Annotated in this window: 16 protein-coding genes; 7 read left to right on the forward strand and 9 right to left on the reverse strand. The window is 62.3% G+C overall.

Annotated features, from left to right (window positions below; genetic code table 11):
* Positions 1–31: 31 nt before the first annotated feature.
* The 7 genes from dnaG to AC5STB_RS00825 all read right to left on the reverse strand — a co-directional run bounded on the left by dnaG (position 32) and on the right by AC5STB_RS00825 (position 9,198).
* The gene (dnaG, locus tag AC5STB_RS00795) at positions 32–2,029 is read right to left on the reverse strand and encodes a DNA primase (protein WP_495441074.1); all 1,998 of its coding nucleotides are present in this window, start codon (positions 2,027–2,029) and stop codon (positions 32–34) included.
* A 1-nt stretch (position 2,030) separates the two neighbouring features.
* A complete protein-coding gene (locus tag AC5STB_RS00800) occupies positions 2,031–2,369 on the reverse strand; it encodes a hypothetical protein (protein WP_495441075.1) in 339 nt (112 codons plus the stop codon).
* Between the two features lie 37 nt (positions 2,370–2,406).
* Positions 2,407–2,952 carry a sarcosine oxidase subunit gamma gene (locus AC5STB_RS00805; protein ID WP_495441076.1) on the reverse strand — a complete coding sequence of 182 codons (546 nt, stop codon included), beginning with the start codon at positions 2,950–2,952 and terminating at the stop codon, positions 2,407–2,409.
* Positions 2,945–5,890 (reverse strand): sarcosine oxidase subunit alpha family protein, encoded by a 2,946-nt coding sequence (locus AC5STB_RS00810; protein WP_495441077.1) that lies wholly within the window; start codon positions 5,888–5,890, stop codon positions 2,945–2,947. The genes AC5STB_RS00805 and AC5STB_RS00810 overlap by 8 nt, the downstream gene beginning before the upstream one ends.
* Positions 5,887–6,156, reverse strand: a complete 270-nt coding sequence (locus tag AC5STB_RS00815) for a sarcosine oxidase subunit delta (RefSeq protein ID WP_495441079.1) — start codon at positions 6,154–6,156, stop codon at positions 5,887–5,889. Before AC5STB_RS00815 ends, AC5STB_RS00810 begins: the two co-directional genes overlap by 4 nt.
* A gap of 90 nt (positions 6,157–6,246) precedes the next feature.
* Positions 6,247–7,500: a sarcosine oxidase subunit beta family protein gene (locus AC5STB_RS00820; protein ID WP_495441081.1), complete on the reverse strand. Its 1,254-nt coding sequence runs from the start codon at positions 7,498–7,500 to the stop codon at positions 6,247–6,249.
* Positions 7,501–7,767: 267 nt separating this feature from the next.
* The gene (locus tag AC5STB_RS00825; protein WP_495441082.1) at positions 7,768–9,198 is read right to left on the reverse strand and encodes a Glu/Leu/Phe/Val family dehydrogenase; all 1,431 of its coding nucleotides are present in this window, start codon (positions 9,196–9,198) and stop codon (positions 7,768–7,770) included.
* Between the two features lie 338 nt (positions 9,199–9,536).
* On the opposite strand from AC5STB_RS00825, the gene AC5STB_RS00830 reads away from it, so the two are divergent.
* The 3 genes from AC5STB_RS00830 to AC5STB_RS00840 are packed head-to-tail and all read left to right on the forward strand — an operon-like array spanning position 9,537 to position 12,422.
* Positions 9,537–11,261, forward strand: coding sequence for a pilus assembly protein TadG-related protein (locus tag AC5STB_RS00830; RefSeq protein ID WP_495441083.1), 1,725 nt, complete (start codon positions 9,537–9,539; stop codon positions 11,259–11,261).
* Positions 11,258–11,794 carry a TadE/TadG family type IV pilus assembly protein gene (locus AC5STB_RS00835; RefSeq protein WP_495441084.1) on the forward strand — a complete coding sequence of 179 codons (537 nt, stop codon included), beginning with the start codon at positions 11,258–11,260 and terminating at the stop codon, positions 11,792–11,794. The genes AC5STB_RS00830 and AC5STB_RS00835 overlap by 4 nt, the downstream gene beginning before the upstream one ends.
* A 4-nt stretch (positions 11,795–11,798) precedes the next feature.
* The gene (locus AC5STB_RS00840) at positions 11,799–12,422 is read left to right on the forward strand and encodes a TadE/TadG family type IV pilus assembly protein (RefSeq protein ID WP_495441085.1); all 624 of its coding nucleotides are present in this window, start codon (positions 11,799–11,801) and stop codon (positions 12,420–12,422) included.
* A gap of 10 nt (positions 12,423–12,432) precedes the next feature.
* Here AC5STB_RS00840 and AC5STB_RS00845 read toward each other — a convergent pair whose 3' ends face one another.
* Positions 12,433–12,912 (reverse strand): hypothetical protein, encoded by a 480-nt coding sequence (locus AC5STB_RS00845; protein WP_495441086.1) that lies wholly within the window; start codon positions 12,910–12,912, stop codon positions 12,433–12,435.
* A gap of 112 nt (positions 12,913–13,024) precedes the next feature.
* On the reverse strand, positions 13,025–13,981 hold the full coding sequence (locus tag AC5STB_RS00850; RefSeq protein ID WP_495444548.1) for an NAD(P)-dependent oxidoreductase: 957 nt from the start codon (positions 13,979–13,981) through the stop codon (positions 13,025–13,027).
* 120 nt (positions 13,982–14,101) lie between these two features.
* Here AC5STB_RS00850 and AC5STB_RS00855 point away from each other — a divergent pair, with 120 nt between their 5' ends.
* The 4 genes from AC5STB_RS00855 (at position 14,102) to AC5STB_RS00870 (ending at position 17,743) form a co-directional block, all read left to right on the forward strand.
* A complete protein-coding gene (locus AC5STB_RS00855; RefSeq protein ID WP_495441087.1) occupies positions 14,102–14,977 on the forward strand; it encodes a LysR substrate-binding domain-containing protein in 876 nt (291 codons plus the stop codon).
* A 53-nt stretch (positions 14,978–15,030) separates the two neighbouring features.
* On the forward strand, positions 15,031–16,218 hold the full coding sequence (locus AC5STB_RS00860) for a reductive dehalogenase (protein ID WP_495441088.1): 1,188 nt from the start codon (positions 15,031–15,033) through the stop codon (positions 16,216–16,218).
* 183 nt (positions 16,219–16,401) lie between these two features.
* Positions 16,402–17,313, forward strand: coding sequence for a pirin family protein (locus AC5STB_RS00865; protein ID WP_495441089.1), 912 nt, complete (start codon positions 16,402–16,404; stop codon positions 17,311–17,313).
* A 127-nt stretch (positions 17,314–17,440) separates the two neighbouring features.
* On the forward strand, positions 17,441–17,743 hold the full coding sequence (locus AC5STB_RS00870) for an antibiotic biosynthesis monooxygenase family protein (RefSeq protein WP_495441090.1): 303 nt from the start codon (positions 17,441–17,443) through the stop codon (positions 17,741–17,743).
* The last annotated feature ends 3 nt before the right edge of the window (positions 17,744–17,746 follow it).

A 17,746-nucleotide genomic window follows, 5' to 3' on the forward strand; every position in this document is an offset into this window, starting at 1 on the left:
CCTTAGCAAAACGCAGAATCATCCCCGCGTGTTACTTCTCGGAGAAGCCGATCCGGTCCAAAAGGGCACCGAATGCATCACGCTCATCCCGGTTGAGCCGCGCGCCATTCTTGCCCACGTCATACGTTGCCTTGTCCTCATTTTCGCTGCGCAGGGCCTTGTTCTTGGCCTCAGCGGCCTGCCGCAGCCGCCAAGTCAGCGCCTCATCCGCAAGGCCATGCAAATCCTCTTCGGCTTCTGCCAGTTCCGCATCCAGCCCGCGCCGCGCTTCGAGTTTTGCGAGTTCTTCCGCCAGGGTCATGCTGGCCAGTTCAGTATCGCCGGGTTTGCGCAGGCAGGGGATGATTGCGACATGGCGAAGGGCAAACAGGTTTTCAAGGGCATGGGGCCCCAAAGACCAGTCGATTTCCTCGCGCAGCCGCTCCGGCGCGCTGATGCCGTGGCGCAGCACCATGTCGCGCAGCGCTGCCAGATCCGGGTCGGCGCATTGCAACCGCTCCAGGCTGGTCTCGAATTCCGGGATCACTTCGGGTGTGGTGATGGCGGTCGCCAGGATCACCGCCTCGCGCATCGCAGCAAAGAATTCATCATCTGCTCCTGCCACCAGCGACGCCCGGGTGGTTGCCCGCGGCTGCGGGATCGGGCCGAACCCTTTGCCCGACTTCCAGGGTGCACGGGCGCCATCGCGGAAGCCGCCGCCCTTGCCGCCGCGCTGCTGATAGCCGCCCTCGCTGCTGCCCCGGCTGCCGCGGAACAGCTGCCATCGCAGTTCTTTAACGTCTTCGCCATAGTGCTTGCGGATCGAGGGGTCGCGGATCAGCTTGATCTTTTCCCGCAGCGCCTTGTCCAGCGCCGCCTTGCGCTCAGGGCTGTCGAACACCTTGCCCTCGGTTTCGCGCTGCCACAGCAGCTTGACCATCGGCATCGCCTGATCCAGCACTGCCTGCACCGCTTCAGGACCCTCGCCGCGGATCATGTCGTCCGGATCCTTGCCCTCCGGCATGATGGCAAAGCGCAGGGACTTGCCCGCCTCCAGCAGCGGCAGAGCCAGATCAATGAGCCGCATGGCCGCGCGAATGCCTGCAGTATCGCCGTCCAGCGCAATGATCGGCTCATCCGACATCCGCCACAGCATCTGCAGCTGGTTTTCGGTGATCGCGGTGCCCAGCGGTGCAACGGAGGACTGAAACCCGCCCTCCGAAAGCGCAATCACATCCATGTAGCCTTCGGCCACGATCAGCGTGGAACCGCGCCCGGAAGCGGCCCGCGCAGGACCGTGGTTGTAGAGGCTGCGGCCCTTGTCGAACAATTCAGTCTCGGGCGAGTTCAGATATTTGGCGTTGTCATTCGGGTCCATCGCCCGGCCGCCAAAAGCAACTGCACGGCCCCGCGCATCGCGGATCGGGAACATGATCCGGTTACGGAAGGTGTCATAGGGCTTGCCGCCCTTGTTCGACGGCTTGGCGAGTCCCGCGCCGATGATCAGATCCTCGGGCACATTCTTGCCGCGCAGGGCATCCCACAGATTCTGCCAGCCATTGGGGGCAAAGCCGATTTCCCAGCGGTCCAGCGCCTGCGCCGTCATGCCCCGCCGCTGCAAATAGGCGCGGGCGTCCTGGGCGGTATTGGTTTTCAGTTGCAGGCGGAAGAACTGCACCGCCTGCTCCATCACATCGGCCAGCAGCGTCCGGCGGTCCTGCTTTTCCTGCGCGCGCGGGTCGCGTTTGGGCATCTCCATGCCCGCTTCGCCGGCCAGGATCTCCACAGCCTCCATGAAACCGACGTTCTCGGTCTCCTGGACAAACTTCAGCGCGTCGCCCTTGGCGTGGCAGCCAAAGCAGTAATAAAAGCCTTTGCGGTCCTCGACGTGAAACGAAGCAGTCTTTTCGTGGTGAAAGGGGCACGGCCCCCAGTAGTCGCCCTTGCCCGGCTGCGACTTGCGCTGATCCCACATGACCTTGCGCCCGACGACATCAGAAATGCTGATGCGGGTGCGCAGTTCATCCAGAAAGCCGGGCGGCAGGGACATATCAGTTCGACTTCAGCTGTTTCTGCATCGCCTGGATCTGATCCCAGTTCTGCAGGCACTGCTGTTCGAACAGCGCGCCCAGGTCGGCGCTCTTCAGGTCGCGGCGCTTCATCGCATAGACGTGGCTTGCCAGTTGCGGGATCGCATTGGAATAGGCATCAGGCCATTCCGGATCGCTGTCCAGAATCACCTGCTCCACCTCTTCCTGCTTTACCCGGTCCAGCCGCGCCTGCTGCACTGCGGCCATAACCTGGCCCTGGTATTTACAGCTTTCCTCTTTAGTTTCAGAAGCATAGGCCGGCGCCGCCAGCAAGGCGGCTGCAAGGGCGATGCGGATCATAGATGCGCTCCGGGAATCAGTTGGTGATCCCCGCAGGTTACCCCCGCGCCGCGACGGCTTCCATGGCTGTTTTCAAATCATGCACAAGCGTTTTCGCCATCGAGCGGAACACCATGATCTGGAACGCCTGCGGACCAATGCGGGTGACCGACGCCATCATGTGCTTAAGCTCCGTGCGCGCGGTATGGCCGCGTTTGAAAACCTGGGGGCGCAAATCCACCGGCACCAGCCGCGCCAGCACGTCCTCAGCGCCCTGCCCGTCCAACCGCACCACCGCCCAGGCGTCGCTCTGATCCGTCAACGCGGCGTGCTTTGCCAGTTTGGCGTCAGGCTCCGGCCCCATCAGCAATGCCATATCGCGGCCAAACCAAACCGCGCGGCTGCCTGCCTTGCCGGTTGCCCGGTTTGCCGCCGGGAACGCCATGCCATGGGCCGCTTCCAAGGCCTTGCTCAGCGCCTTCTCCTGCCCCTTGAAGGGCGCCACCACCCACATCGCACCAGGATGCTCCTCAGTCAGGCTCATGCCGCCGATCGTTACCGGCAGCAGTCCGTCACAGGGGGTTTTTGCAATCAGTTCAGCCACGGGCACGGTCTCCTTCGGGGTCAAAGAACACAGGCGAAACAACCTCGCACAGGGTATCAACACCGCGCATATGATCGACCAGGCGCACAGTCTCGCCGATCCGCTCCGGCCCTTCCTTCAGGAAAGCCAGGCCAATCGGGTGCCCCAGAGCCGGCGAATAGCCCGCGGAGGTCACATAGCCCTGATCATAGATCCGCTCCACCGGATCCCCCGGCGTGAACAGATGCGCACCGGCGGTGATCTCCTTGGCAGCGCCCACGGGTTTCAACCCCACCAGACGCATCCGGTCCTCGGCCATCAGGCCCTCGCGGGCGGACATGGGTTTGCCCAGGAAGTCTTTCTTCTTGGACATCATCCCCTGCAGGCCAAGGTCAAACGCGGTCACGGTGCCGTTGATCTCGGCATGCGTGATCAGCCCCTTCTCGATCCGCAGCACGTTCAGCGCCTCCATGCCATAGGCGCCGCCGCCCATCGCCTCGGCGCGCTTCAGCAGCTCGCGGTAGAGGCTTTCGCCATAGCGCGCAGGCACCGCCACCTCATAGGCATGCTCGCCCGAGAAGGAGATCCGGAACAGCCGCCCCTTAACGCCCAGCACAGTCGCCTCGCCACAGCCCATGAACGGCCAGGTTTCACCATTCACATCTTCGCCGATCAGCCCGTTCAGCAGCTCCCTTGATTTTGGCCCGGCCACGGCAAACTGCGCCCATTGCTCCGTCACCGAGGTAAACCGCACGTCCCATTCAGGACGAAGCACCTGGCTGACATATTCCATATGCGCCATCACCTGCCCCGCGGCGGCGGTGGTAGTGGTCATGACGAAGTGGTTTTCGCCCAGCTGCGCGGTGGTGCCATCGTCCATGACAAAGCCATCCTCGCGCAGCATCAGACCATAGCGGACCTTGCCGGTCTTCAGCGTGCTGAAGGTGTTGGTGTAAAGGAAGTCGAGGAATTTTCCCGCGTCCGGCCCTTGGATGTCGATCTTACCCAAGGTGGAGACATCGCAGATGCCCACCGCATTGCGTACCAGTGTGACCTCCCGGTCGCAGGACTGGCGCCAATTGGTCTCGCCCTGTTTCGGGAAATAGGCGGCGCGGTACCACAGTCCAACCTCCAGCTGATGCGCCCCGCGGGTGTCGCTCTCGCCATGCGAGGTCAGGAAGCGCTGCGGCTTGAAGCCCTCATCCGTAGCCCCCGCCCCCATCGCACCCAGCGATACCGGCACGAACGGCGGGCGGAAGGTGGTGGTGCCGGTCTCCGGAATCGTCCGTCCGGTGGCATCCGCCAGCACCGCCAGCGCGGCAACGTTGGAGTTCTTGCCCTGATCGGTCGCCATGCCTTGCGTGGTATAGCGCTTCATATGCTCAACCGAGCGGAAATTTTCGGTGGCCGCCTGCTTCACGTCCTTGACCGTCACGTCGTTCTGGAAATCCAGCCACGCGCGGCCCTTGCCCGGCACCGCCCACAGCGCGGCGATGCGGTAAGGATCGTCTTCGGCATCCGGCAAACCAGCGGCAGAAGATTTCAGGCCCAGCGCCTCCAGCACCTGGGCCGCAGCATCTGCGCCTTCACGCAACGCACCGGCGGTAGAGAATGTGCCGTTGCAGGCACCCGCCGTGACCATGCCCGGCACGGCCCCCTCGGCAGGCACAAAGGCCAGCGCCTCACGCTTCCAAACCGGGCGGCTGTTCAAATGACAGGTCAGATGCACGGACGGATTCCAGCCGCCGGACATCGCCAGGCAGTCGGTCTGGATCTTTTCCTCACCCTTGACCGAACGCACGGTGATGCTCTCCAGCCGCTGACGGCCCGCAGAGCCGCAAACCTGCGCGCCTCTGATCACCTGGAAGGGGCCGCCATCCGGTGCCTCGTGGCGGCTGTCGATCACCGCTGCAATGTGCACCCCTGCGTCATGCAGGTCTCGCGCGGTCCGGTGCGCCTGATCGTTGTTGGCAAAGACGGTGACCCGCTCGCCCGGCGCCACGCCCCAGCGGTTCAGATAGGCGCGCACGGCACCGGCCATCATGATGCCGGGCCGGTCGTTGTTGCGGAACGCGACCGGACGCTCGATCGCACCCGCCGCCAGCACCGCGTGTTTGGCCGCAATCCGCCAGAAGCATTCGCGCGGCAGGTGGCTGCCCTTCAGCGAATGCCGCCGCGGCAGATGGTGCGAGACCCGTTCCAGCGCGCCGTAGGTGCCCTGGTCGTAAGCGCCGGTGACGGCGGTGCGGGTCATCAGCCGCACGTTGTCCATCGCCTCAAGCTCGGCCAGCACCTCTGCCGCCCAGGCATGGCCCGGCTTGCCGCCGATTTCTTCGCGCTCCGCCAGCAGGCGGCCGCCCATGCGGCTGTCTTCCTCTGCCAGGATCACATCCGCCCCGGCCCGCCCTGCAGTCAGCGCCGCCATCAGCCCGGCAGGCCCCGAACCAATCACGAGCACGTCGCAGAAGGCAAAGGCTTTCTCATAGCGGTCCTGATCCGCCTCCCCCGACAGCGCGCCAAGGCCAGCGGCATTGCGGATCAGCGGCTCATAGATCTTTTCCCAGAACGCTGCCGGCCACATGAAGGTCTTGTAATAAAACCCGGCACCAAAGAACGGCGCCGCCAGGTCGTTCACTGCCATCACGTCGCGCTCGACCGAGGGCCAGCAGTTCTGGCTGCGCGCCTCCAGCCCCTCGAACAGCTCCTGCTGGGTGGCGCGCACGTTCGGGTCCTGCTGGCCGCCGGTGCCGATGGCCACCAGCGCGTTCGGCTCTTCACTGCCAGCGGTCAGCACCCCGCGCGGGCGATGGTACTTGAACGACCGCCCCACCAGATGCAGGTCATTTGCCAATAGCGCAGCCGCCAGCGTGTCGCCCTCCAGCCCCATCATGTGGCGGCCATTGAAGGCAAAGGTGATCGGTTTCGCGCCCTGATTCAAACCTTTCCCGGGAAGTCTCATTTTTTCCCTCCCAATCCGGCTTCGGATGCCAGCTGCACCGCCAACACTTCATGCGTCGCGGTATCGCGGGTGACCTTCAGCCAGGAATTGCAGCCCATTTCGTGATACCAGAGCTCATCCAGCGGCCCAGCGGGGTTCTCCCGCAGGTTCACATATTCATGCCAGGCATCCAGATCCGCGCCTTCGGCCGGGCGCACCAGCGCAGCACCTTTGTAGTAGAATTCGCGGCGGTCCCTTTCGCCGCAGAGCGGACAAGTGATCCTCATGACCAGCGCCCTTTCATCTTGCTGAAAATACTCCGGGGGTGAGGCCGCACGGCCGAGGGGGCAGCGCCCCCCGCCGCGGCAGAGGCCAAATCAATGCAGGTTATGCTGCGCACCGGTCCCCTCCTCATCCATCAGGCCAACGCCGCTGCGGAAGCGGTCGAGCTTGAACTTCGTGGCAGCCCCGTGCGGCCGGCCGGTGGCGATCAGATGCGCATAGACGCTGCCCGATCCCGGCGTCGCCTTGAAGCCGCCGTAACACCAGCCGCAGTTCAGGTAGAGGCCATCAACCGGCGAATGGTCGATGATGGGCGAACCGTCCGGCGTCATATCCATGATACCGCCCCAGCTGCGCAACAGCCGCGCCTTGCTGAGCGCCGGAACCATCGCCACGAAGGTTTCCATCGTATGCTCCACCATCGGCAGATTGCCCCGCGCAGCGTAAGAGCTGTAGAAATCCAGGTAGCTGCCAAACACCATGCCGCCTTTGTCCGACTGGCTGATATAAAGATGCCCTTCGGCAAAGGTGATCACATGGTCGACAATCGGCTTCAACCCTTCGGAGACGAAGGCCTGCAGCACATGGCTTTCAATTGGCAGCGTCAGCCCTGCCATTGCCGCCACCTGGCCAGAGCGGCCCGCGGCCGCCAGTGCCACTTTCCTGGCGCGGATCGGACCGCGCGCGGTCTGCACTCCCACGACCTTGCCGTTCTCGACGTCGATGCCCGTCACTTCGCAGTTCTGGATCAGGTCCACCCCGCGCATGTCGGCAGCTCGGGCATAGCCCCAGGCCACCGCGTCGTGCCGCGCGGTGCCCGCCCGGCGCTGCATCAGCCCGCCCATGATCGGGAAACGGTTGCTGTCGAAATTCAGAAAAGGTGCCAGCTCGCGCACCCGCTCGCGGCTCAGAATTTCGGCGTCATCCCCCTGGTTGACGATGGAATTGCCCCGGCGCACGGCGGCGTCGCGCTGGCCGTCGTTGTGAAACAGGTTGAGAATGCCGCGCTGGGACATCATCGCATTGTAGTTCAGGTCCTGCTCCATCCCTTCCCAGAGCCGCAAGGAATGGGAATAGAACTCCGAATTGCCAGGCAGGTAATAATTCGCCCGGACAATGGTGGTATTGCGCCCGACATTGCCGCCGCCAAGGTAGCCCTTTTCCAGCACCGCAACATTGGTGATGCCATGCTCCTTGGCCAGGTAATAAGCGGTTGCCAGCCCGTGGCCGCCACCACCGATGATTACCACGTCATATTCGGATTTGGGTTCAGGATCCCGCCAATGAGGCTTCCACCCCTTGTTTCCGGTGAGCCCCTCCCGAAGCACACGCCAGCCCGAAAACCGCATGTCATCCCTCCCCGTCAAATCACTTCCGCTGCCCGGGAAAATCTGGTCCGGGCCTTGGCGGCATTGCTACCCGCTTTCGCGTGCTGCTCCTAGCCCCAAGGCCCGTTTTGCGGCACTTCAGCACGGCTTTGCCGCACATCACACCAACTGATCACTTGTGTCTAGTGCTGATTGCGACGGCAGACGACGCTTTGTGGACCAGCGGCAAAAAAACGGGGCAGAGAGTTTCCTCTCCGCCCCGGCAATTGATTTGCGCCTTTTAGCCCGTCAGAGACCCTTGGCGTGATAGCTCTTGGCAACCTTGTCGATGGACACCAGATAGGCCGCGGTGCGCAGGTCGGTCACATCGTCCCGGCTGTGCCAGACTTCGCGCATCGACTGGTAAGCCGCCCGCATGGTGTCATCCAGACCGGAGCGCACCAGCTCCAGCTCGCCCGCGCCCTTCAGGTACTTGTCCTTGAAGTCCGGCGACATCGACCAGGTATTCCCCATCACGTCATCCAGACGCTGCAGTTCGTCGATCACCAGCTGGTGGCGCGCCTCTTCCTGGCGGCGCTGCATGCGGCCGAACCGGATATGGCTGAGGTTCTTCACCCACTCAAAGTAGGAAACGGTCACACCGCCCGCGTTGGCATACATGTCCGGAATGATCACGCAGCCCTTCTTGCGCAGGACCTCGTCCGCGCCGGCTGTAACAGGGCCGTTTGCGGCCTCAATGATCAGCGGCGCCTTGACGCGTTCGGCATTGGACAGGTTGATTACCCCTTCCAGCGCAGCCGGGATCAGGATCTCGCATTCTTCTTCCAGCAGCTGGCTGCCGTCCTCAACGAACTGCGCATCCGGGTAACCCGCCACACCGCCGTGCTTGACAATCCAGTTGCGCACCGCCTCCACGTCGAGCCCGTCGGCGCTGTACAGACCGCCATCGCGCTCAATGATACCGGTGATGCGCGCGCCGTCTTCTTCGGACAGGAACTTGGCAGCGTGGTAGCCCACGTTGCCAAGGCCCTGAACAATAATCCGCTTGCCGTCCAGTTTCCCGGAAAGCCCTGCAGCGGCCTTATCCTCTTCATAGCGGAAGAACTCGCGCAGGGCGTATTGCACGCCGCGGCCGGTCGCTTCGACCCGGCCCGAGATGCCGCCCGCGTTGAGCGGTTTGCCGGTGACGCAGGCTTTGGCGTTGATGTCGGTGGTGTTCATCCGCGCATACTGATCGGCGATCCAGGCCATCTCGCGCTCGCCGGTGCCCATGTCGGGCGCAGGCACGTTCTGCGACGGGTTGATCAGGTCGCGCTTGGCCAGCTCATAGGCAAAGCGGCGGGTGATCAGCTCCAGCTCATGTTCCTCGTATTCGCGCGGATCGATGCACAAACCGCCTTTGGATCCGCCGAACGGGGCCTCCACCAGGGCGCATTTGTAGGTCATCAGCGCCGCCAGCGCCTCCACCTCGTCCTGGTTCACACCCGTGGCATAGCGGATGCCGCCCTTCACAGGCTCCATATGCTCCGAATGCACCGAACGGTAGCCAGTGAACGTATGCATTGCGCCGCGCAGGCGCACACCGAACCGCACCGTATAAGTCGCGTTGCAAACCCGGATCTTCTCCTCCAGCCCCGGCGGCAGGTCCATTAGCTTTACTGCCCGGTTAAACATCAGGTCCACGCTCTCGCGGAAGCTCGGCTCTGTGCGGCTGCTCATAAAAAATTTCTCCGTGCTCAAACATCGACTCGCTGCCGATGGCCCCATCACTCTATGCAGAGTTGCTGGGGGAGTGCGACCTTTTTGACCCTTTCCGGCCAAAAAGATTCGTAACTTAGAAGCCGGTGTGCGATTCGTTTTCATTCTGAATGGCGATTGTCCCCAGCTGCGAGACAACACCGGAAAGCCCCGGCCACTGAAAACCATTCGCTGGCAATTGGAGATTTTCAGGCCCAATCCCGCCCCAATTCCGCCACCTTTACCAAGCATTAATAAGTGTAAATTCCGCTGCGACAGCCGTGCTGACCCGTTCCTAAGCCGGCATGGGGGGTATTCAGATGAGTAAGCGTCACAAAAGTTCCACCGCACTTGCCAATCCGCTGATGCGGCGATGTTTTGCAAAGGTAAAGGGGTTCCTCAGGGAAGAGGACGGCGTGCTCGCCAATCAGGCGCTGCTTACCCTCCTTGCCATGCTTTCCATTGGCGGCATCGCGGTCGATCTGATGCGGCTGGAACGCGACCGGACGCATCTGCAGTACACGCTCGACCGCGCAGTTCTGGCTGCGGCGGACCTTGATCAGCAAAAAAGTCCGGATGCGGTGGTCTTGGACTATCTCTCCAAATCGGGACTGGCGGAGCATTACCAGACCCCCTGGTGGGAGACCGGGCTTGGCTTCAAAAAGGTGCAAGCCACAATCGACTCCAAATTCCCCGATGGCTGGCTGAAGTTCGCCGTCGGCCTTTCCGGTGCGCCCGGACTTGCAGCCAGCGGCAAAGACAAACCTAGCGAAATCGATATCCCGCTCTTGGCCACTTCGCGCGCGGAAGAAAGCATTGACGGGGTGGAAATCTCTCTGGTGCTGGACGTGTCCGGCTCTATGACCCGCAACAACCGGCTGACCAACCTGAAAGTTGCAGCCAAGGATTTTGTCGACACCATGGTGGCCAATACCACTGACGGCAAAATGTCGATCTCTATTGTGCCTTACGCGACCCAGGTCTCGCTGCCAGAGGAACTTTACGACCAGTACAACATTTCGACTCCCGGCGGCACGATCTATTCGCGTTGCGTCAATTTTTCTGGATCACACTTTCAATCCACGTCACTGTCGCTGACTGCGGAGCTGGAAGGCACCATGCACTTCACGCCGTGGGACAGCAGAACCCGGGACAACAGGACATATTATAGTTCGCCCCGGCTGGTCAGCACCCCGGTTTGCGAGGATGACCCAAAACGGGAAATCCTGCTGTTTCAAAAAGACGCGACCGAGCTCAAAAATTTCATTGACGACCTTTGGGGCGGCGGCAACACCTCTATCGACATCGGCATGAAATGGGGCACCACCCTGCTTGACCCATCCGCCCGTCCCGCTATCAGCGCGCTGAGTGCGAACGGCGACGTGCCCAATAACTTTTCCGCCCGTCCGTCGGCGTACTCCGATACAGACACGGTCAAGGTCATCGTTTTGATGACCGACGGGCAGAACACCTCTCAGTACTACATCGAGAGCGATCACCGGGAAGGTGAATCCAACGTCTGGTTCACGACCACGGATGAGGGAACCGAAGTATACTCCACACTCAATCCGTCCAACGGTCAGTACTATTGGCATTTGCCCTACGGCGCCCGATGGGAAGATCATCCGTTTGGCACCGGGTCGGAGTGGTATCGCAATTGCGACAGCTGTAGCTGGAAACAGGAATCCGGCACTGTCGCACGCCTAGCGTACTCCGACCTCTTTGCTTACACATCCCTGAAGTACCTGTACTACAGCCTCTACGGCGATTGGATGAACTCCGCAAAATCCACGTGGTACTACGGCGTTTACGACTACTACGGCAACTCGACCAAGAACAGCCGCACCCGCAATATTTGCCAAGCGGCGAAAGATCAGGGTGTCATCGTCTACACCATCGGCTTTGAGGCCCCCAGCAACGGTGTTGCGGTGCTCCAGGACTGCGCCAGTTCAGACTCCCATTACTTTGACGTGCAGGGGCTGGAGATCAGCGATGCCTTTGCCTCGATCGCGACCTCCATCCGCCAGCTGAGGCTGACCCAATGATACATTCAATCAAAAATGCCCTGCGCCGGTTCCGGCAGCGCGAAGATGGCAGCTTCACTGTTGAATGGGTTGTCGTTTTCCCCTTCTTCATGGTGACCCTGATGTCCACCGTCGAATTGGGCATGATCAATCTCCGTCACTCACAGCTGGAACGTGCCTTGGACCAATCGGTGCGCGGCGTCCGCCTGAACACAGGCGCCAACAAGGACCATGAGACGATCCGGGACGAAATTTGCACGCTCTCCGGGTTCATTGACGAATGTGAATCGTCCCTCAGGCTGGAGATGGTGCAGATTGATCCATTCAATTGGGCACCCGTCGACCCTGATCCGGACTGCATAGACAGCATCGAAGATCCTAAGCCTGTGCGAAAATTCGAACACGGCCAATCCAACGATCTGATGCTGGTCCGTGCCTGCATGACGTTCAAACCGATCTTCCCAACCTGGGGATTGGGTAAAGATCTGAACAAAGACGGTGATGGCCGCATCAACCTGGTTGCGACATCCGCCTTCGTCCAGGAACCGAGGTAACACCATGCTGTCTCTACTCTTCCGCCTTCCGTCCCGGCAGCTGCCCGGATCCGCCCGCAGCTTTGCCAAGGACACCCGGGGCAGCGTCACTATCGAGTTCGCGCTCTACGCGCCGTTGCTGGTGACCTCGTTTTTGACAATGTACACTCTGTTTGACGGATTTCGCCGGGACAGCGTGAACCTCAAGGCCGCTTACACGGTCTCTGACCTGATCTCGCGCGAAACTACGGCAATCAATGACGATTACCTGGACAGCATGTACGAAATGACCAAGCTGCTGATCCGTCAGGACTCACAGCTGGGGCTGCGGGTGTCGGTGGTGCACTGGGACAACGATGACGATAAGTACTATGTCGACTGGTCCGAAGTCCGCGGCACATCAACGACAACCTGGACGGATGCGACGATAAACTCCGTAAAGGAAAAACTGCCGGACATGCCGGACCAGGAACGTGTCATTCTGGTTGAAACTTTTAACAAGATGGAACCGGCTTTCAAAATCGGCCTGCCGACGTTCGACATTGATAACTTCATCTTCACCCGCCCGCGCTTTGCCCCATTGGTTGCGTTTGAGGGCAGTTCTTCAGGCGGCGGCGACCATAATGATGGCGGAGAAGGCACCGATTGAGGTCCCGCCTTTAGCCTTCTTGGCCGCGCTGCATCAGCATTGCGGCCAGAATTTCGGACATCGCCTTGCCCTGCGACCCCGGCGTCACCCCGCCAATACCGATCCGGCGGCCGGACCGCCACCATAGCCCCGGCATCCAGGCCCGGCTGCCCTGCGTGGCGGTACGGATCAGGAACCCGTTTGAGGGTTTGAAGGCAAAGAAGCCCCGGTCAATGGCTTCGATTTCTGCCACCCGCGCGATCACCTGCCCGTCCGAGCAGCGCAGTTCCTCCGCCGTAAGCTCAATCCGGTGGACAGTTGCCTGCCACATTCGCACTGCCAGCCACAGCGCGGCAGCACCAACTGCGACCAGAAACACCAGCCAGGCGGGCGACGGCGGCGCGGCAAAGGCGACATAGACAAGCAGGCAGCCGGTCATTCCCAGCATCGCCGTCCCCATCACACGCCGGCTGGCTGAGGCCTCAATCGTGGCCAGAATGTCCTTGCTCATTCGCTGCTCCCCTTTGCGTTTTGCTGCCCTGCCGGGCATAGACCGGATCGGCACAAGAAAACAGCCCCCGGCGCACCGGGGGCTGAATGCAGCCGTGCCGTTTTGGGGAAACTTACTCAGCAGCTGCGCGGCGCACGGCTACCTCGTACCCGGGTTCCTCCGGCTCATCGTCAATCAATTCCTGCGGGAAACCCGGTGCGGTGATCGACAGGCCGGTGGCTTCTTCCAGCCGCTCGATCATCCGGTCCGACTGCGCCCGCTCGCCATAGCGGCGCTGGCCGTCTTTCATCATCTCGATCATCAGCGGCGACAGCTCCAGCGGCACATTGTGGCGGTCGGCCAGGGTCTGGAACAGACCGATGTCCTTCATCACCAGATCCATGGTGAAATTCACATCGCGCGAGCCGGACAGGATCAGCTGGCTTTCGGTCTCATGCGCAAAGGAGGTGCCCGAGGACATCGAGATCGCCTCGAATGTCATGCCCAGATCCATGCCGCAGGCCTTCATGACCGTCAGCGCTTCCATGACTGCCAGCAGGTTCAGGTTGGCCAGGTAGTTGGTCATCACCTTCAGGGTCGAGGAATTGCCGATCTCACCCACATGCAGGATGCGGCGGCCCATGGTGGTCAGGATCGGCAGGATGCGGTCGAAGGTCGCGCGCTCGCAGCCGGCATAGATGGAGATATTGCCGGTGTCGGCCCGATGGCAGCCGCCGGAGACCGGGCAGTCCACCGCCTCGCCGCCGCGTTCTGCAATCAAGGCGCCTAAGCGTTTCACCTCCGCCACGTCGGTGGTGGACATTTCCATCCAGACCTTGCCGGATTTCACATGCGGCAGCATTTCGGTCACCACCGCGTCCGAAGCCGCCGGGCTGGGCAGGCAAGTGATCACCGCGTCGCAATCCTGCATCATCTGCGCCGGGCTGCCGCCCGCCTTAGCGCCGCGCGCCACGAATTTTCCGACCAGCGCAGCGTCGAGATCATGCACCGCCACATCCAACCCGTTGCGCACCAGGCTGCCCGCCAGCTTGCCGCCAACGTTCCCAAGGCCGATAAATCCGATCTTCATATCCGTTTTCATGTCCCGTTTCTCCTCCCGGGGTGATCGTTTGACAAATGGCTAGCTTGACCTCTGATAAAACAAAAACGAATAATAACGCGACCTAGACCCATAAATATTTGCAACACAATGTCCGACCTGCCCAACCTCGTCTGGCTGCGCGCCTTTGAGGCCGCCGCCCGCCTGCAAAGCTTCACCGCTGCCGCGGAGGAGCTGGGCCTCACCCAGGCCGCCGTCAGCCACCAGGTCCGCAGCCTGGAAAAGAGCTTTGGCATCACCCTGTTCATCCGCCGCGCCCGGCATCTGGAACTGACGCAACTGGGCCACGCCTACTACCCCTCGGTCGCGCAGGCGCTGACCGATATTGCCTATTCCACCCGCGGCCTGCTGGGGCATGCACAGACCCGGACAGTGACCCTGCGGGCACCGGTTTCCACCGCGGTCCTGTGGGTGGCGCCGCGGCTGGGGGCCTTCCATGCGGCCCACCCGCATATCCGCATCCGGCTGATCTCTGCTGTCTGGGCCGACAGCACCCAGGATGGGGATGTGGATATCGACCTGCGGCTCGGGCCCTCAGGCTGGTTCGACCGCCGCGCGCATCTGCTGGCAACCGAAAGCGTCATCCCCGTAGCCCAACCGCAGCTTGCAGCACAGCTGCACTCAGTCGACCAGTTGCTCCAGCAGACCCTCATTCACATCCACGGCTACCAGGACCATTGGCTGCGCCTATCGGAGCAGGAGGGCGTGCCGCTCAAGAACCGCTCCGCGCCGCTCTATGTCGACACATCGCTGGCGGCGATCGAGATGGCAGCCTCCGGCGCCGGCGTGGCCATGCTGATGCGCCGCTATGCTGAGCTGCCCCTGTCGCTGGGCCGGCTGGCACCTGTGGCGGGGGCAGAGATCCCAATGGGCCAGGGCCACTACCTGATGCCCGCCGCAGGCGAAGCCCCCAACAGTGCCGAAGCCGCCATGGTGCGCGACTGGGTCGTCTCTTTGTTCTGTTAAGGGCCTGCACCGCGGCCCTTGCCGGAAACACAGCAGGAGGTTAGCGTCCCCGCATGCCCTGGCCTCAGAACACCCCGCCCCAGCGCAACGGCGACGCAGCCGCCGGGATCGAAGTCACCGACGGTTTCGAGCGGTTCTCGCAACGCAATGACATCTTCACCCGCGCCTTCTGGGATGACCGGGTGAAATCCAGGCACACAGAGAAATTCTTCTCCTCCTACAGGATGGAAGCCGCACCGCGGCGCGGCGACGGCTTCACCCAGCGCGACTTTGCTCTGCGCAACGCGTCCTGGCTGATTTCCGACGTGATTTCCTCCCGCCGCGCGCCCGACGGCATCCGCGAGGGGTTCCAGGCCGCCATCCGCCCGGACACACCGGTGGCCAAGGATGCGATGGAGATTGACAATCCCGCAAAGATGTCCGCCGAGGTGAAACGCATTGCAAAATTCTTCGGTGCCAATCTCTGCGGCATCACTGATCTGGACGAGCGCTGGCTCTACACCGCCCGCGTCGATGCCCGCGATATGTCAGAGGCGCCGCACGATTTGCCAGAAGGGCTGACCAGCGTGATCGTGCTGGGCCATGAAATGGACAAGGAACTGGTTGCCACCTACCCCTCCGCCCTGGCCGGCGCAGCGACGGGGCGGGAGTACAGCCATGAGGCCTCGATCGTGATGCAGCTCGCCGCCTATATCCGCAACTTGGGTTATGAGGCGGTGCCGTCGATGAATGACACCGGGCTGGTGATCCCCTACGCCGTGAAGGCAGGTCTGGGCGAATACGCCCGCAACCAGATGGTGATCACGCCGGAATTCGGGCCGCGCCTCAGATTTTCCAAGATCTTCACCAATCTGCCGCTGGCGCATGACACCCCGCGGCCGCTCGGGATTAGGGCCTTCTGCGATATCTGCACCAAATGCGCTGATGCCTGCCCGGTCAAGGCCCTGCCCTACGGGCCGCCTTCGGCAGAGACCGCCAATGTCTCGGCCATCAAAGGCGTCAAAAAATGGACCTCTGATGCAGAGAAATGTTTCTCTTTCTGGGCCAAAATGACTTCGGATTGCGCCATCTGCATGCGGGTCTGCCCGTTCAACCGCGATTATTCCAAACGCCGCAACCGCCTGTGGCTGAAGCTGGCGCTTGGCCCGCTGCGCAAACTGGCGCTTCGGCTGGCGGGGAAGCACGGCGCGCGAAGAAAGCCATCGGACTGGTGGGCTGCATCCTCTTCCGGGCAGGATTGAACAGCGCAGAGGCTCCCGCCCGTCCTTGGCGCCTCCGGCACCGCGCCCCGTTGGGCCGGGCAGCCCTGCGGGCTGCGGAGCGAGTTGTGCGTTTTCGCACAGGACGCGTGGCCTGCGGCCCGTTTCAGTGGGGCTGCGCACCTTCTAACTTAACGGCACACACCGTTCAAAGGAGGCAGGCAAATGTCCCTCAGACCCATCCTCGAAACCCGCCCTGCGCAGCCCCATACTGAGGGCGCCGGCGTCAAGCTGCACCGCGCTTTCGGCTTTCAGGACCCGTCGGAACTGGACCCGTTCCTGCTGTTCGACGACTTCCGAAATAACAACCCGGAGGACTACCTGCGCGGCTTCCCCTGGCACCCGCATCGCGGCATTGAGACCATCACCTACGTGCTGGAAGGCACCGTCGAACACGGCGACTCGCTGGGCAATGAAGGCACCCTTGGCGCAGGCGACGTGCAGTGGATGACCGCCGGTTCCGGTATCCTGCACCAGGAGATGCCCGCGGGCAATGCCAAGGGCCAGATGCACGGCTTCCAGCTGTGGGGCAACCTGCCCTCCAGCCAGAAGATGACCGCGCCGCGTTACCAGGACATCAAAGGCACCGAAATTCCCGAAATCATCGACGACGACGGCACCCGGGTAAAGGTGATCGCCGGCGGCTTCTGGGGCAAGCGCGGGCTGGTGGACGGTATTGCCGCCGATCCGCAGTATCTGGATGTTTACGTCCCAGCCGGTGTCAGGAAAACCCTGCCCATCGACACCTACCGCCGGGCCTTTGCCTATGTATTCGACGGCGAGGCAGCCTTTGCCGATGCCTCAGCCCCGCAAGGTGTGCTGCTGGAGAAGGAGGTCGCAGGCCAGGAGGTCAACATCCGCGACCTGTCCGGCGACCGCACCCTGATCCGCTTTGGCACCGGCGATGAGATCACCGTGCAGGCAGGCCCTGCGGGCGTGCGCTTCCTGCTGATCTCCGGCGCGCCGATCAACGAGCCGGTGGCCTGGCACGGGCCGATCGTGATGAACACGCAGGCGGAACTGCACCAGGCCTTCCGCGACCTGCGCAACGGCACATTCATCAAGCCCGCGCACTGACCGGGAAAACCGGTGCCCACTTTTCCCTGTGCGCGGCGCATCAAGCCCGCGCACTGACCGCATCGGCCCGCCAAACGCATTCCCGATGTGCTATACTCCCCCTGTCCAATGACCGATGGGGGGAGTGATGATTATCCGCGTTTTCCGTGCCACCGTCCGCGACGACAAGATCCAGGACTTCCAGACCTTTCTGACCGATACCGCAGTACCGCATGTGCGCCGCCAGCCGGGGCTGGTTTCAGTCACCGCCGGACTGCCGCGGCCGGAGTCGCCGGCCACTTTCTGCGTGGTGATGGTCTGGGAAAGCGTTGAGGCGCTGCAGGCCTTTGCCGGCGAGGACTGGGAGCAGCCGCATGTGCTGCCCGAAGAGGACCCGATGGTGCTGAGCCGCCAGATCGACCACTACGACATGATCGGACTGCTGAGCTGACCG

This window comes from Leisingera sp. CC-HEC093, assembly GCF_059429195.1.